General features: G+C 59.9%; 17 protein-coding genes. 8 read left to right on the top strand and 9 right to left on the bottom strand.

Annotated elements, in window-relative coordinates:
• The gene (locus AB4O11_RS15685) at positions 1-777 is read right to left on the bottom strand and encodes a class II glutamine amidotransferase (protein WP_008085906.1); all 777 of its coding nucleotides are present in this window, start codon (positions 775-777) and stop codon (positions 1-3) included.
• Between the two features lie 15 nt (positions 778-792).
• Positions 793-1,290: a hypothetical protein gene (locus AB4O11_RS15680; RefSeq protein WP_034153176.1), complete on the bottom strand. Its 498-nt coding sequence runs from the start codon at positions 1,288-1,290 to the stop codon at positions 793-795.
• A 237-nt stretch (positions 1,291-1,527) separates the two neighbouring features.
• Between AB4O11_RS15680 and AB4O11_RS15675 the strand changes: the two genes are divergently transcribed.
• Both AB4O11_RS15675 and AB4O11_RS15670 read left to right on the top strand, forming a co-directional pair.
• Positions 1,528-3,582 (top strand): S9 family peptidase, encoded by a 2,055-nt coding sequence (locus AB4O11_RS15675; RefSeq protein ID WP_460127414.1) that lies wholly within the window; start codon positions 1,528-1,530, stop codon positions 3,580-3,582.
• Between the two features lie 202 nt (positions 3,583-3,784).
• On the top strand, positions 3,785-4,258 hold the full coding sequence (locus AB4O11_RS15670; RefSeq protein WP_034153174.1) for a cyclic nucleotide-binding domain-containing protein: 474 nt from the start codon (positions 3,785-3,787) through the stop codon (positions 4,256-4,258).
• Here the strand turns inward: AB4O11_RS15670 and AB4O11_RS15665 are convergent.
• On the bottom strand, positions 4,255-4,539 hold the full coding sequence (locus AB4O11_RS15665; RefSeq protein ID WP_460098043.1) for a hypothetical protein: 285 nt from the start codon (positions 4,537-4,539) through the stop codon (positions 4,255-4,257). The genes AB4O11_RS15670 and AB4O11_RS15665 overlap by 4 nt on opposite strands.
• 79 nt (positions 4,540-4,618) lie before the next feature.
• Between AB4O11_RS15665 and AB4O11_RS15660 the strand changes: the two genes are divergently transcribed.
• The 4 genes from AB4O11_RS15660 (at position 4,619) to AB4O11_RS15645 (ending at position 6,847) form a co-directional block, all read left to right on the top strand.
• On the top strand, positions 4,619-5,305 hold the full coding sequence (locus tag AB4O11_RS15660; protein ID WP_186622708.1) for a spermidine synthase: 687 nt from the start codon (positions 4,619-4,621) through the stop codon (positions 5,303-5,305).
• A gap of 48 nt (positions 5,306-5,353) precedes the next feature.
• The gene (locus tag AB4O11_RS15655; protein WP_007911336.1) at positions 5,354-5,725 is read left to right on the top strand and encodes a YajD family HNH nuclease; all 372 of its coding nucleotides are present in this window, start codon (positions 5,354-5,356) and stop codon (positions 5,723-5,725) included.
• 192 nt (positions 5,726-5,917) lie between these two features.
• A complete protein-coding gene (locus tag AB4O11_RS15650) occupies positions 5,918-6,388 on the top strand; it encodes an RNA methyltransferase (RefSeq protein ID WP_007911337.1) in 471 nt (156 codons plus the stop codon).
• A gap of 81 nt (positions 6,389-6,469) precedes the next feature.
• Positions 6,470-6,847 (top strand): YgaP family membrane protein, encoded by a 378-nt coding sequence (locus AB4O11_RS15645; protein WP_093438222.1) that lies wholly within the window; start codon positions 6,470-6,472, stop codon positions 6,845-6,847.
• A 102-nt stretch (positions 6,848-6,949) separates the two neighbouring features.
• Here AB4O11_RS15645 and AB4O11_RS15640 read toward each other — a convergent pair whose 3' ends face one another.
• Positions 6,950-8,179: a hypothetical protein gene (locus tag AB4O11_RS15640; protein WP_460090129.1), complete on the bottom strand. Its 1,230-nt coding sequence runs from the start codon at positions 8,177-8,179 to the stop codon at positions 6,950-6,952.
• Between the two features lie 34 nt (positions 8,180-8,213).
• Positions 8,214-8,663, bottom strand: a complete 450-nt coding sequence (locus tag AB4O11_RS15635) for a YcgN family cysteine cluster protein (RefSeq protein WP_093438229.1) — start codon at positions 8,661-8,663, stop codon at positions 8,214-8,216.
• A gap of 279 nt (positions 8,664-8,942) precedes the next feature.
• Between AB4O11_RS15635 and AB4O11_RS15630 the strand changes: the two genes are divergently transcribed.
• Positions 8,943-9,536: a nitroreductase family protein gene (locus AB4O11_RS15630; protein WP_186622705.1), complete on the top strand. Its 594-nt coding sequence runs from the start codon at positions 8,943-8,945 to the stop codon at positions 9,534-9,536.
• Between the two features lie 123 nt (positions 9,537-9,659).
• Here AB4O11_RS15630 and AB4O11_RS15625 read toward each other — a convergent pair whose 3' ends face one another.
• The 4 genes from AB4O11_RS15625 to AB4O11_RS15610 all read right to left on the bottom strand — a co-directional run bounded on the left by AB4O11_RS15625 (position 9,660) and on the right by AB4O11_RS15610 (position 13,933).
• Positions 9,660-10,592, bottom strand: coding sequence for a D-2-hydroxyacid dehydrogenase (locus AB4O11_RS15625; protein WP_034153168.1), 933 nt, complete (start codon positions 10,590-10,592; stop codon positions 9,660-9,662).
• Between the two features lie 104 nt (positions 10,593-10,696).
• Positions 10,697-10,990: a YcgL domain-containing protein gene (locus AB4O11_RS15620; RefSeq protein WP_093438239.1), complete on the bottom strand. Its 294-nt coding sequence runs from the start codon at positions 10,988-10,990 to the stop codon at positions 10,697-10,699.
• Complete coding sequence (gene rnd / locus AB4O11_RS15615) at positions 10,987-12,120, bottom strand: ribonuclease D (RefSeq protein WP_093438244.1); 1,134 nt, start codon at positions 12,118-12,120, stop codon at positions 10,987-10,989. Before rnd ends, AB4O11_RS15620 begins: the two co-directional genes overlap by 4 nt.
• A 163-nt stretch (positions 12,121-12,283) precedes the next feature.
• Positions 12,284-13,933, bottom strand: coding sequence for a phosphoethanolamine transferase (locus tag AB4O11_RS15610; protein ID WP_460127410.1), 1,650 nt, complete (start codon positions 13,931-13,933; stop codon positions 12,284-12,286).
• A 412-nt stretch (positions 13,934-14,345) separates the two neighbouring features.
• On the opposite strand from AB4O11_RS15610, the gene AB4O11_RS15605 reads away from it, so the two are divergent.
• Complete coding sequence (locus tag AB4O11_RS15605) at positions 14,346-15,530, top strand: cyanate transporter (protein ID WP_460127408.1); 1,185 nt, start codon at positions 14,346-14,348, stop codon at positions 15,528-15,530.
• Positions 15,531-15,582: the final 52 nt, after the last annotated feature.

Below are 15,582 nucleotides of genomic sequence, written 5' to 3'. Positions count from 1 at the left end.
TTATTCGGTCTTGCCCTGACTGACGCATTCGCCGCGTCGCCACAGGCTCCATTGGCCCGGTTCGTAGCGGGTCCAGGTTTCGTTTTCGGTCAAAGGCTCGGTGGCGATCACGGTGACCACGTCGTTGGGCGTGGTTTCCGCCTGGAAATCGACGATCACGTCGACATCTTTCAGGCGCGCCGGGCCGAACGGGGCACGGCGGGTGATCTGGGCGAGCTTGGTCGAGCAATAGCAGAACAGCCAGTCGCCATCGCTGAGCAGGCAGTTGAACACGCCTTTGCTGCGGTATTCGGCGCACGCGGCGACCAGATCCGGCAACAGCGCTTCTATATCGACCGGCTCCGGGAATGCTGCACGCACGCGGTTAAGCAAATCGCAGAACGCCGCTTCGCTGTCGGTATCGCCGACCGGCCGGTAGAAGCTTTTGATCGGGGTGAAATCGGCGAGCTGGCCGTTGTGCGCGAAGCACCAGTTGCGTCCCCAGAGTTCACGGACGAACGGGTGGGTATTGGACAGGCAGACCTTGCCGACATTGGCCTGGCGGATGTGGCCGATGACCACTTCGCTCTTGATCGGATAGCGCTGCACCAGATTGGCGACTTCCGACTCGCAACTCGCGGCCGGGTCCTGAAACAGACGCAAGCCACGGCCTTCATAAAAGGCGATGCCCCAGCCGTCGCGGTGCGGGCCGGTGCGACCGCCGCGCTGCATCAGGCCGGTGAAGCTGAACACGATATCGGTCGGCACGTTGGCACTCATGCCCAGTAATTCACACATGTGCGGACTCTCGGGTTACAGGCGCGGCTCGACCCGCATACGCTGCGGATTGTTTGGCAGAGGTGGACGGCCATAGCGGTCATCGCCGGCGCCGCCAAACGGCTGATCGTCGTCGCGGTCATCAGCGCGGGCAGCTGCTTTGGCGGCCTCTGCCTGTTCACGACGCGCACGGGAAGCCCGTTCGATCGGAAAGCGGATCAGCACAAAGATCAGGTAGATGCCGAAAGCGATCATGCTGTACATGAACAGATCGGAGATCGCTCGCCAGGCGTTGTTGCCGACCTTGAAGGCCAGATCCAGCGCAGTAATGGCGATGGACGGCGCAACTTTGGCTTTCACCGGATCAATGATGGTCGGGCTGAACAGCAACACGGCCATCAAGACGCGCAGCGGTTCGCGCAACCAGCGCCACATCCAGGTGGTCAGGCGCATCCATACCAACAGGCAGCCCACAGCAGCAAAGGCGTAGAGGCCCCAGGCGATCAGATAGTCGTTCTCGGTCATGGTGTCCATGGCAAGGCAGGCAAAGAGGCGCTTATAGTAACGACTTTTCGCCCGTGCGGCTTGTCCCAATACCAGACGGCCAGCAGCAAACCCTGTGGGAGCGAGCTTGCTCGCGAAAGCGGTGGGTCAGTGAAACAAATGTCATCTGACACGACGCCTTCGCGAGCAAGCTCGCTCCCACAGGGGGCTGCGGCGGTTTCAAGATCCGCGAAAACCCTTATTCCGTAAATTGTCCGAGAGCCTTTCATGCCCGAATCCGCCAACGTCCTCAGTGCCCCGATTGCCCACAAGGCGCCCGGTGCCGACCCGTATGCCTGGCTGCAGGAGCGCGACACCGACGCGGTACTCGATTACCTCAAGGCCGAAAACGCCTACCAGGAAGCGCAAACCGCCGATCAGGCCGAGCTGCGTGAAAGTCTGTTCGAAGAGATCAAGGGCAGGATTCTGGAAACCGACCTGTCCCTGCCCTCGCCTTGGGGTCCGTACCTGTATTACACGCGCACCACAGCGGGCGATGAATACGCCCGGCATTACCGCTGCCCGCGTCCGGCGGACGACAGCCTGAGCCTCGATGAAAGTCGCGAACAACTGCTGCTCGACCCGAATGTACTGGCCAACGGCGGTTTCTTCTCGCTGGGTGCATTCAGTATCAGCCCGGATCACCAGCGTCTGGCCTACAGCGTCGACGCTTCGGGCGATGAGATTTACACGTTGTTTGTCAAGGAACTGGCCAACGACAAAGTCAGCGAACTGGAATTCGAAGACTGCGACGGCAGCATGACCTGGGCCAACGACAGCCTGACCCTGTTCTTCGGCGTACTCGACGACACGCACCGCCCGCACAAACTCTTCCGCTACCGCCTCGACGGCACCGCTGCCGAAGAAGTTTTCCACGAGCCGGACGGGCGCTTCTTCCTGCATTGCTACCGCTCCAGCTCCGAACAGCAGTTGCTCCTGTCGCTGGGCAGCAAGACCACCAGCGAAGTCTGGGCGCTCGACGCCCACCAGCCGCACCTGCCGTTCACCTGCCTGGCGCCACGGGTCGAGGATCATGAATATGATGTCGATCACGGCCTGCTCAATGGCGTGTGGACATGGTTTATCCGCACCAACCGTGACGGCATCAACTACGCGCTGTATCAGGCACCGGACAGCGGCACCGCGCCGACCGAAGCCGACTGGCAGAACCTGATCCCCCACAGCGATACGGTGATGCTCGATGGCGTCAGCCTCAACACCGAGGCCATGACCCTGAGCCTGCGCGAGGGCGGCCTGCCGATCATAGAAGTTCACCCACACGGTCTGGCGCCTTATCGCGTGCAATTGCCGGACGCGGCCTACAGTCTCTATGTGCAAAACAGCCTGGAGTTCGAGAGCGACCGCATTCGCCTGCGCTACGAGGCGTTGAACCGTCCGGCGCAAGTTCGCCAACTGATCCTCGCCAGCGGCGAACAAGTGGTGTTGAAAGAAACCCCGGTGCTCGGCCCGTTCGACGCCGATGCCTACGTCAGCCAACGCCTGTGGGCGACTGCGCCGGACGGTACGCAAGTACCGATCAGCCTGGTGATGAAGCGCGACATGGTTGGCAAAGCCGTGCCGCTGTATCTCTACGGTTATGGCGCTTACGGTTCGAGTCTTGATCCGTGGTTCTCCCACGCCCGCCTGAGTCTGCTGGATCGTGGCATGGCCTTCGCGATTGCGCATGTGCGCGGCGGCGGTGAATTGGGCGAGGCCTGGTATCGCGCCGGCAAGCAGGAACACAAACACAACACCTTCAGCGACTTCATTGCCTGCGCCGAATTTCTGATCCTCAACGGCATTACCACGGCCGATAAACTGGCGATCAGCGGCGGCAGCGCGGGTGGTTTGCTGATTGGCGCGGTGCTCAACCAGCGTCCGGATCTGTTCGGCGTGGCGATTGCTGAAGTGCCGTTCGTCGACGTGCTCAATACCATGCTCGACCCGGAACTGCCGCTGACCGTTACCGAGTACGACGAGTGGGGCAATCCCGAAGAGCCGGAGGTTTACGAGCGGATCAAGGCTTATGCGCCGTACGAAAACGTCAGTGCGCAGGATTATCCAGCGACGCTGGTGATCGCCGGTTACAACGACAGCCGCGTGCAGTACTGGGAAGCGGCCAAGTGGGTGGCGAAACTGCGCGCATCCAAAACCGACGACAACGTGCTGCTGCTCAAGACTGAACTGGGCGCCGGGCACGGCGGGATGAGCGGGCGTTATCAGGGATTACGTGACGTAGCGCTCGAATACGCATTTGTTTTCAAGGTTTTGGGGCTGGCCTGAGGAACTCCGTTGGTCACTTGGGTCTTAATTGCAGACCCAAGAGGCCGATACCCCACAGATCCCCTGTAGGAGTGAGCCTGCTCGCGATAGCGGTATGTCAGTTAAAGATGATTTGAATGACCGACCGCTATCGCGAGCAGGCTCACTCCTACAAGGGACCGTGTGAAGCCTGAAACAGTGAAAACAAAAAGACCGTGACGACATGTCAGAACCGACCTTCCTGAACAACGAAATCCGCGACTGGCTGATGGACTGCGGCCTGTTCGATCAATTGCAGCTGGCCGACTTTGCGGCCGCTTCCGGCTACTTCAGCATCAGTACCGTGGCTGAGGGCGAGGCGATTTTCCGCGAGGGCGATGCCGGCAGTTTCATGTGCATCCTCCACACCGGCCAGGTCGCCGTTCAGAAAACCGGCCCCGATGGCCAGGTAATCACCATGGCCACCCTGCGCAGCGGTCGGGCCTTCGGCGAAATGGCCGTGCTCGATGGCGAACGACGCTCGGCAACGTGCGTGGCGGCGACAAACTGTCAGCTATTGAACCTCGGCAAAGACTCGCTGGAAAAAATGCTCAACGACGCGCCGAAGATCGCCGCGAAAATCATCCGCGCCCTCGCTGTCTCTCTGTCGAAACGCCTGCGCATGGCCGACGGCCAACTGGCGGCGCAACAGGTTTAACCGCCGGGGGGCTTCGCCTTGGTGCCACTCGGCTCGATGCCCGGCAGCGGTTGATCCTTGCTCGGCGGACTGGGCATTTCAATCGGTACCAGCGGCGGACTGCCACTGCCAGCGCCAGACTTGGGAATGTTGATCGGCGTGATCTGCGGATACGGTGTCGGTGTAGCGGTGCCAGGCGAGCCGGGTTGCGGCGCCGGGCTGACTGGAACGACCTGCTGCGCCTGCACTGCAGTAATCGAGAGCGCGGCCAGGGCAATGACCGTTAGAATGGTGCGCTTCATCAAGGGCTCCGTTTGGCCTTAGTCTGCGCTCAGGCTACTCCCAACGGGCCTGCTTGCCTTCCCCCTTGTAGAGATTTCCATGAAACGTTTCGTTCTGCTCGACACCACCCCGATCCCTGAAAGCGGCGGTGCCCTGTGCCTGTTCGAGTATGGCGAGGATTTTGTTATCAAGATCCAGGGCGGCGACGGCGGACAATTGATGAACACGCGCATGCACGGTTCCGAAGATGCGCTGGCCGAAATTCCGTGCCGCAAGGTCGCTGGCCGGCCGAATTCGCGGGTGCTGATCGGCGGTCTGGGCATGGGGTTCACCCTCGCCTCCGCGCTCAAGCATCTGGGCAAGACTGCCGAAGTGGTGGTCGCGGAGCTGGTCCCCGGCGTGGTCGAGTGGAACCGTGGCCCGCTCGGCGAAAAGTCCGGTCGACCGCTGCTGGATCCGCGCACGGTGATCCGTCAGGAAGACGTGGCCAAGGTCCTGCAAAGTGAGCAGAACGGTTTCGACGCAATCATGCTCGACGTCGACAACGGCCCCGAAGGCCTGACCCAGAAAGCCAACAGCTGGCTGTACTCCGCCGCTGGTCTGAATGCCTGCGCCAAAGCCCTGCGCCCGAAAGGCGTGCTAGCGGTGTGGTCGGCCAGCGCCGACCGGCTGTTTTCCGACAAATTGAAGAAGGCCGGTTTCAAGGCCGAAGAAGTCCAGGTCTTCGCCCACGGCAACAAGGGCACGCGCCACACGATCTGGATTGCCGAGAAGCTCAAGGGCTGAGCTAAACTCTGCGTATAACCGTCATCAGTCTTTTACAAAGGTGAACCCATGAGTTCGTCCACCCCAACCAACACGTCGAAGCTGGATCGCATCCTCGCCGACAACCAGCGCGACAAGGAAATGGGCTACCGCGACAAAGCCCTGAAGATGTACCCGCACGTCTGTGGCCGCTGTACCCGTGAGTTTTCCGGCAAGCGCCTGAGCGAACTGACCGTGCACCACCGCGACCACAACCACGACAACAACCCGCAGGACGGCTCGAACTGGGAGCTGTTGTGCCTGTATTGCCACGACAACGAACACTCGCGCTATACCGACCAGCAGTATTTCAGCGAAGGCTCGCTGAGCACGCCGAAGATCGCCAAGGCGACGCATAACCCGTTTGCTGCCCTCGCCGGCCTCATGAAGAAAGAAGATTAAAGTTCTTCATTGGCCTGACTGGCCCCTTCACGAGCAAGCTCGCTCCCACAGTGGTTTTGTGTATGACACCGATCCAGTGTGGGAGCGAGCTTGCTCGCGAAGGCGGCCGCTCAGGCACCGCCATTCCATGATCTGACCACAACCGTTCAATCCCCGTATAATCGCGCTCTTTTTCCCGAAGGCACCCCGCTCGTGGCAGACAAACGGTACAGCTGCATTGGTTTGTATAACCCCAAATCACCGGAAAACGTCGGTTCGGTGATGCGCGCCGCAGGCTGCTACGGCGTGGCGTCGGTGTTCTACACCGGCAAGCGTTATGAACGCGCCGCCGACTTCGTCACCGACACCAAACGCGTGCACTACGACATCCCGCTGATCGGTATCGACGATCTGAAAAAGATCCTCCCGCTCAACTGCGTGCCCGTCGCCGTGGAACTGGTCGAAGGCGCCCGCCCGCTGCCGGAATACACCCACCCGGATCGCGCCCTGTATATCTTCGGCCCCGAAGACGGTTCGCTGGACAAAGAGATCCGCGACTGGTGCGAAGACGTCGTGTACATCCCGACCACCGGCTGCATGAACCTCGCCGCCACGGTCAACGTCGTGCTTTACGACCGCATGGCCAAGGGCTTGAACACCCGCTCCGGGCCCAAATTCCGCTGAAACATCGCACATCCGATGGAACGAGCTGACCGCTCCGGCAGTCAGCTTGTTTATCCATTACTCATTGCCTGGAGAAAGATCATGACCGAGCTCAAACGCGTCGAACGTATCGAATCCACCCCGTTCCAGAGCCGTTCCGAGCAGAACGTCGAAGGCTGGGAGCGCATCGGCTCGCTGGCGGGCGGTGTGATCATGGTCGGCAAGGGCCTGCGCCGTGGCGGTGTGTTCGGTTTGATTCAGGTGGCGATTGGCGGCGTGGCCATGGCGCGCGGGATTACCGGGCATAGTTCGATGAAAAGCCTGATCGAGAAGAGTCGTCAGGATATGAACAATGTGCGGGCGAAGATCGAACGGGCCGGGGAAGAGTTGAGCAAGCTGAAAGCCAATGCCGAGGCGGCGACCAGCACCGCCACCGTGACCGGCAATGATTCGGTGAAGTCGCCGAAAGCCGGGGTTTGATCCGAGATTTTCGGTGGGGTTAGAGGCCCTATCGCGAGCAGGCTCACTCCTACATTTGGAATACGGTCCCTTGTAGGAGTGAGCCTGCTCGCGATAGCGGTGTCACTGAAGCAACGCGGTATCAAGGACTTTCGAGGACTCGCCGAGCACGCTCTCGGCCAGTTGCACAAATTCCTTGGTGCTCACTGTCCCCAAATGCATCGCCCCCCGCAACACATCATCCAGCGAGCGCTTGTTGCGTGTCTTCAGGCGAATCTCGCCATCCAGCTCCTGCAACAGCACCACCGCTTTCGCCACCTGCGCCGGGCTGATCTGCTCGCCGCGCAACGTCGTGACTTTCTGGCCGTCCCTGGCCAGCTTCGTCTGTAGCGCCTGATAACGTTCATCGCTCATGCCGCCGGCACGGCGCACCAGTTCAATGGCGTAATACTCGGCAAAACCCTCGCTGATCCAGTCGCTGCGCTGCTCGTCGTTAATCCGCCCGAACACCTGCGCCAGCTCGCGCACCAGCGCACTGTTGCCGCTTTCGCTGACCAGCGGCAATCGCGTGTTCACGTAGATGGATTCATGTGCGCCGAGGCTGCCGCGCCACATCGGGTCATTGGCACCGACGATCAACAGTTTAGCCGGATGGCGTGGATAAACCGCCTGCACCTGCGGCCAGACGAACGTAAGCAGGGTCAGCACGTCCATCCGGCGCATGCCCTGCCCTTGCGGCGAAGCCACGGTGACTTCGGTTTCGCCCAGGCGCGTACGGCGGCTGCCGAGATGGCCGGCGAGCATCCAGCCCGTCGGACGATCAAACAGGCGTGACGGGTTGTCGATGCGGAATTTGTTCTTGCCGATACGCGGCCAGGCGGTTTCGATACTTTTCCAGCCATCGGGCAATTCGAATTGCAGGCGCGCGACCAGTTCGGTGCCGTCCTGCTGATCGAGTTTGGCTGGCGGCACCAGTTCATCGCCACGCATCAATGCCCAGCTGGGGGTCATGCGGGTGTCGAAACTGCCGTTCTTGCGTCCGTGGCTGATGCGCACGCGGTAAGTCAGGCTGGCCTTGTCACTGGTCGGGCGCCAGACGCCCCGGGCGTTTTTGCCGGGGGTCAGCAGCCATTGGCCGTCTGCCTTGAAGTCGCTGTAATGGCTGCCGTCGCCAAGGTCGAAATCGAGACTGCGCACCGCCTCGCCTTTGCCCAGGGTCAGGCGCACCTCGGCCTGATCGCTTTGCGGCAACAGGCGCACGTGATAATCCAGATCGACTTTCTTCGCGGCCCACACCGGGGCGCTTAGCGCCAGCAGCGCCATCATCAACGCTCGCTGCAATCCGACAGCCATACGCACTCCTTGGTAAAGCTTGAATCAGCAGGTATCAGCCCGCGCGGAAAATCAGGTGATCTTCCCAGTCATCCTCCGGCACGCTGCCTTCGGCGAGCATGCGCCCTGACTGGGAAATCCGCTCGTGGTGCACCGCGTCGCGATCGCCGCAGACCAGGTGGTGCCACAACGGTAGATCCTTGCCCTCGCTGACCAGTCGATAACCGCAGGTCGGCGGCAGCCATTTGAACTCTTCGGCCTGCCCCGGGGTGAGCTGGATGCAGTCCGGGACAAACTTGATGCGGTTCGGATAATCGCTGCACTGGCAGGTTTTCAGGTCCAGCAGTTTGCAGGCAATGCGCGTGTAATAAACGCTGTTGTCCTCCTCATCCTCAAGCTTTTGCAGGCAGCACAGCCCACAGCCGTCGCACAGCGATTCCCATTCCTGGTGATCGAGTTGATCGAGGGTTTTGCGTTTCCAGAACGGTTCGACTTTGGCGGCCATGGCTCAAGCATCAACATCAGGTGGTGAAAAGGCCGCCAGTCTAGTGCCCAAGGCCTTGCGGGCCAAGCGCCGGCGACTGCCGGTTGCGCGGGGCTTGTCAGTTTTTGTGGCGGCGCGTAGCTTTGCCAGTCGCAAGGAGCCTTGCCCGCAAGCCATTAACGCTCGACCGCGTTGCATTGTGGTGAACCCTCAGGCTCGGAAAACCCCATCGCTCAGCGCAACTGATCCCGCCGGGTTTTCATTCAAATCCCTGACTCAAACGTAGCAAGGAATCTCTTGATGAGTGCCAACCCACGCGTTGCCGATTACGCCATTCACCCGCAATTCACCGACCGCTGGTCGCCGCGCGCCTTCACTGGCGAAGCGATCCCGGAAGAAACCCTGCTGAGCTTCTTCGAAGCCGCACGCTGGGCGCCCTCGGCGTACAACTCGCAGCCTTGGCGTTTCCTCTATGCGCGTCGCGATACGCCAAACTGGGAGCGTTATCTGGGTCTGCTCAACGAATTCAACCGTAGCTGGGCGCAGCATGCCTCGGCCTTGGTAATCGTGATTTCGAAAACCACCTTCACTGCACCAGGCGCCACTGAAGAAACCCCGGCGCTGTGGCATACCTTCGACACCGGCTCGGCGTGGGGCCATCTGGCGCTGCAAGCAAGCCTCAGTGGCTGGCACACCCACGGCATGGCCGGGTTCGATCAGGAACTGACGCGCAAGGAGCTGAACATTCCTGAAGGTTATGCGCTGCATGCGGCCGTTGCCGTCGGCAAGCTCGGTGACAAGGCAACGCTGGCTGAATACCTGCAGGCCCGTGAAGAGCCGAGCCCGCGCCGCCCGCTGAATGAACTGGCGGCGGAAGGCGACTTCACCCTCTAAGCCACAGCGCAAAACCAAGTGTAGGAGTGAGCCTGCTCGCGATGAGGCCGTGTCAGTCGACATTAATGCTGTCTGACACACCGCCATCGCGAGCAGGCTCACTCCTACATTGATTGTGGTGTGTCAGTAGCCGCGGTTGAAATCCACTTCCCCGCGCAACGCTTCACCCGCTTGATACGCCTTCAGGTTCTCGACAAACAGCTGCACCATCAACGCCGGTGACGTCGGCGCCGAACTGTGCCCGGTCAGCAGCAAGCCCCAAGCGGTCCAGAATGGATGGCGTTGCGGCAGTGGCTCCTGACGGCAAACGTCGATCACCGCCCCCGCCAGATGGCCTTCCTTCAACGCTTCCACCAGGTCGGCATCGACCACCGCGACACCGCGCCCGGCGTTGATGAACAACCCGGTTGGCTTGAATTGCTTGAACAGCGCCGCGTCGTAGATATCGTGGGTGTGTTCGGTGTTCGGCAGCAGATTGACCACGTAATCCACTTCACCCACCAGTCGCGGCAGATCAGCCATCGAACCGACCTCGACAAACGGCGCCTGCTCACGGGCGCTGCTGGCAATCCCGTACAGCTCTATGCCGAACGGCAGCAGGAACTGCGCGACACTCTGGCCGATATCGCCGGTGCCGACGATCAGCACTTTGCGCCCGACCAGGCTCTGGCCGCTGCGGTTGTCCCATTTACGCTCGACCTGGCTGACCAGTCGCGCCAGCACTTCGCGCTCATGGCCAAGAATGTAGGTCAGCACATACTCGGCCATCACCTGACCGAAAATCCCCACTGCACGGGTCAAACGGTAATCGCGGCGCAAGCCGTCAGCGAGCAAAGGTGTGATACCGGCCCAGGTCGATTGCAGCCATTGTGGCTGGTGCCCCTGGCGCAACAGAGTCGCGAGCAAATCCGGCTGCCCCAGCCACACCGGACAATCGGCGGCCTGACGGGCCAGCTCGGCGGAGTCGCCGCTGGTCAGTACTTCAAGCTCGGGTGCTGCCTGACGCAGCAGCCGGGCGTATATCGCGTGGTCGTGTTCGGCAATCAGAACGCGCATCTTCAAACCTTTCGCAAACCGTGCAGACGGCCGCCGGATTAAGCCGGCCATCGCGGTAAAAACAGTTCCAGGGTAAACCGAGACTCAGAACAGAGCCGCGCAGATCAGACCGGGTCGTTGCGTCGCAGCAACTCTTCGGGCAAGTGCTCGATGTACTCGTCCTCGGCCGGCGGCATTTGCAGGTGGTAGCCCTGCTTGTCGAGGTTTTCCAGGACCACGACGATGTCCTCGCTGGCCAGTTTGCGCTCAGGCGTCAACACCAGACTGAAGGCAAATATGGCTTTGCCGAAAGCCGCCATCAGGGCCTCGGGCACGCGTTCCAGCTCATCGCTCTTGAGCACATAGAGATACATGCCCTTGCGCTTCGAGCTTTGGTAAATAGAGCAAATACGTTTCAAGGCTGTTCTCCGGCGGTGGCCAGGCTGTCGAGCAGCTTCTGGCCCATGAGTTCGCGGCGCCAGCCACGCAACGACTCAGGCAATTGGTAAGGACCCTCGGGATAGCCGCTTTTGACCAGGGCTTCGAGGGTTTTCTTGCGCAGCATCAGTTCCGGGGCAATGCCCAGGCGCTCGGCCTCAGCCTGGCCCAATGCGCGCAATTGTTTGATCAACGCGGCGGCTTCGATCGGCAAGGGCTCCGCTACGGCGGGCGGCCATTGATCAGGCCCCACACTGCCAGAGCGCTTGATCAGATCAAGCAGAAATTGGCCGTCCTGACGCACGGTACGCGGGTGCATGTCTTCGATTTTGCCCAGCGCCGCGAGGTTGTCCGGTTGCGTGCGGGCCAGTGGCCACAGCGAATGCTCGCGGACGATGCGGTTGCGCGGCAGATCGCGGGCGCGGGCTTCCTTTTCCCGCCAGGCGCACAGTTCACGCAGAACCGCCAGTTGCGCACGCGAGAGTTTCCACGCCAGTTTGGCCTCGCGATAGACCTCGTACGGGTCGGTTTCACGGCGCAGGTTGGCGACCAGCTCAGCGCCGTCCTCCAGCACCCAGGCGAATTTGTCGTCAGACAGTTTCGGTCGCAGCTGTACGAAAACCTCCGCCAGATGCACGGCATCTTCGGCGGCGTAGCTGATTTGCGTCTCGGACAACGGACGCTGCAACCAGTCGGAACGGGTCTCGCCCTTCGGCAGTTCAATGCCGAGCACTTCCTGCACCAGTCGCGAATAACCCATCGAGAACCCGAGGTTCAGGTAAGCGGCGGCCAGTTGCGTGTCGAACATCGGGGCCGGCAGGCTGCCGGTCAGGCGCAACAGCACTTCGAGGTCTTCGCTGCAGGCGTGCAGGACTTTGAGTACCGCCGGGTTCTCCAGCAACGCAGCCAGCGGTTGCCAGGCATTGATGGTCAGCGGATCGATCAGGTAGGCGCGTTTGCCGTCGCCCACCTGCAACAGGCCGGCAATCGGGTAGAAGGTGTCGACCCGCATGAATTCGGTGTCGAGGGCAACGAACGGCAGCTGCTGCCACTCGGCGCAAAACTGCGCGAGGCTTTCGTTGTCGCGAATCCAGTGAATATCGATGGCCACACGGCTCTCCCTTGAAGAATGGCGCGCAGTATATATCGCCACTGGCGATTTACGCGCCTGTGAAGGGCAAGAGCTGTAACGAAATGTCCTGCCAGAGAGCAAGAATAGTCTGACAAAAGAAGCAGAAAGCCCCGTCGTATCAGAACGACGGAGCCGATTGGCCTCAGTCCTTGGCGAGTACGCCGTCGATCACCGCACCACGGCAACCGGCAAACATGTCCAGACCCGGCTGATAGACCTTGCTCCTGACCTCAAGCAGGCCAAGCATCGAGTGGAACAGGTTGTCCTGGCTCAGTGGTTTGTCGCGGCTCATTTGCAGGCAATGCGTGTCGACCGAATAAGCCTTCTGATAGTTATCGGAGAACCACGCCAGCATCGCTACATGCTTTTGTTGCTCTGGCGCCAACATGTAAGGCGTACCGTGCAGGAACAAGTTGTACTCGCCCAGCGACTCACCGTGGTCCGACAGGTACAACATCGCGGTATCAACTTTGTCCTGATTAATGCGCAATACATCGATCAGGCTCGACAGCACGTGATCGGTATACACCAGCGTGTTGTCGTAACCGTTGACGATACTTTCGCGGCTGCAATTGTTCAGCGCGTTACTTTCACACACCGGGGTGAAGTGCTCGTATTCCTTGGGATAACGCTTGAAGTATTCCGGGCCGTGACTGCCCATCTGGTGCAAAACCAGCACGGTGTCCTTGTCCAGATGGTCGATAAAACTTTGCAGACCTTGCAGGAGGATTTCGTCGCGGCATTCGCTGTTGGCACACAGCGCCGGGTCTTTCAGGTTGCTGACATCTTGCAGGGTGACCCGGTCGCAAGTGCCTTTGCAGCCGGACTGGTTGTCACGCCAGATCACATCGATACCGGCACGTTTGAGCACATCGAGCAGGCCTTCCTCATTCTTCGCCTTGCTGGCGTCATAATCCTTGCGGCCCATGTTGGAGAACATGCACGGCACCGATACCGCCGTTTCCGTCCCGCAGGAATGCACGTCAGTGAAAGCGATCAGGCCGGCTTCCTTATCGAGTGTCGGCGTGGTGTCACGGTGGTAACCGAGGATGCCGAAGTTCTCCGCCCGGGCACTTTCACCCACCACCAGCACGGTCAGCGATTTACGCGGTTGAAGCTTCACATCCGGATTGCGCTCGGCGTCCTCGCCGATCTTGATGAATGGCTGCCGCGCCGAGACCACTTGCTCACGTAGATAACCCGCCGAAGCACCGATGTAATTACTCGGCACCAGCATCAGGCGAATTTCGTGGTGATTGCGAAACAGCGATGACAAGCCCTGATAGTTGGCCAGCGCCACCCCACCAATCACCGCCACAGAAGCAACACCGACAATAACTTTGCTGATTAACTCACGGTGCCATCGACGATAGTTGACTGGCACTTTCCACAACAACCAGGACGGTAATACACCGAGCAACAGAATATAAGCAAACAACTTCAACGAGAGCAGATCACGCACTTCCGTTGCATTGGTTTCGGCAAAGTTGCGAAACATGCCGGCATCGATCATGACGCCATATTGACTCATGAAATAAGCCACGCCGGCGCTGATCAGAAATATCAGGGTCAACAGCGGCTTGAGCAACGGACGGAATGCCAGAAGCGTCAGCACGATGTTGAATGCCGCAAGGATCATCACCCCGAACGCCACGCGCATGGCGATGTCCTTGCCATCGGCGGCGGTGATCTCGAACAGGTGCTGCCAAAGGACAAAATTGCAGCCAATTAAAAGAAAGGCGCTGGCAATCAACGTCACCCATTCCGGGCGCACGGCTTTTAACTTCAACATAGAAATGGGCGATTCCTGAAAAGAAGAGCCTCGGTCAATGACAGAAATTTCAATTGTGAAAATTTCATTAACTAAGGCACGAGAAACTTTAAGCAGGCAACCATCAATTTTTTGTGAAAAAGACGCCAACGATTAGTTGGCTTTCGGCAAAGCGATGAAACGTGTGACGTATTTGAGAATGGTTCGGGTTTTATTCAGAAAAACAGCACGGCTGTCCATTGTGGGAGCGAGTCTGCTCGCGAAGAGGCCGGCACATTCAACACTTTTGCCGACAGACAATCCGCTTTCGCGAGCAGGCTCGCTCCCACAGAGAGTGGGAATATCGACTTTTTAAATACTGCTGTGGGTTTTCTGGTTTGCCCGGACCAGACCGCTCCGCGCTTAATCATCTGCCCCACCCAAAGGTCTGATGATGGAAAACGTCCGCGCTACCGCTCGCCCCGCTGTCTGGTTGATGCTCGCGATCATGCTCGTCGCCCTCAATCTGCGTCCATCGATGGCGGCGCTCGGTCCGTTACTGTCGGCCATTCGCACTGACATCCCGCTGAGTTTCAGCGTCGCGTCACTGCTGACCATGCTGCCAGTGATGGCGATGGGTCTGGCGATGTTTTTCGGCATTGGCATCAGTCAGCGGCTGGGCGAACAACGGACGGTGTTGCTGTCCTTGCTGATCATTGGCCTGGCGACGCTGTCGCGGCTGTTTATCGAATCGGCAGCCGAAATGATCGTCAGCGCGGTGCTGGCTGGCGTCGGCATTGCGTTGATTCAGGCATTGATGCCGACGCTGATCAAATCGCGCTTCGCCGACAATGTCGCGCTGTGCATGGGTTTATATGTCACGTCGATCATGGCTGGTGCGGCCATTGCGGCCTCGTTCGCACCGCTGGTGATGCTGCAAACCGGGAGCTGGCGCGGCGGTTTGGCGATCTGGGCGATCCTGGCATTCATCGCGCTGCTGTTCTGGTGGCCGCAACGCAACCAGCTGTCCTCCACGGTGACGGCGACAGCCGGCAAGGATTCGTTCTTCAAGTATTCCCGTGCCTGGTTGCTGGCCCTCTTCTTTGGTCTGGGGACAGCGTCCTATACCTGCGTGCTGGCCTGGCTCGCGCCGTACTACGTGGAAAAAGGCTGGAGCGAACAGAACGCCGGGCTGCTGTTGGGTTTGCTGACGGCCATGGAGGTGATTTCCGGTCTGGTGGTTCCGGCTATCGCCAATCGCAGCCGGGATCGGCGTGTGATTCTGATGACGCTACTGGCTCTGATCATCGGCGGATTTTGCGGCCTGATCCTCAGCCCGCAACAATTCAGCCTGCTGTGGCCATGCCTGTTGGGGCTGGGCATTGGCGGGTTGTTCCCGATGAGCCTGATTGTCTCGCTTGATCATCTCGACAACCCGCAACGTGCCGGTGGCCTGACTGCATTTGTGCAAGGCATTGGCTATCTGATTGCTGGTCTCTCGCCGCTGCTGGCTGGAATGATCCGCGATCAACTGGGCAGCTTCGAGTGGGCGTGGTGGTCGTTGACCGCGGTAATGGTGGTGATGCTGTTGATGGTATGGCGCTTCGATCCCCGGCATTACGCGAGGCACTTTTCCTGATCGGGCTAAAGGCCTCTGGCCATCTTTCTGCGGTTTGCCCCGAGACGTCGTG

It is taken from the genome of Pseudomonas sp. H1_D05 (assembly GCF_054682705.1).
This window is presented reverse-complemented; position numbering and strand designations above follow the sequence as displayed.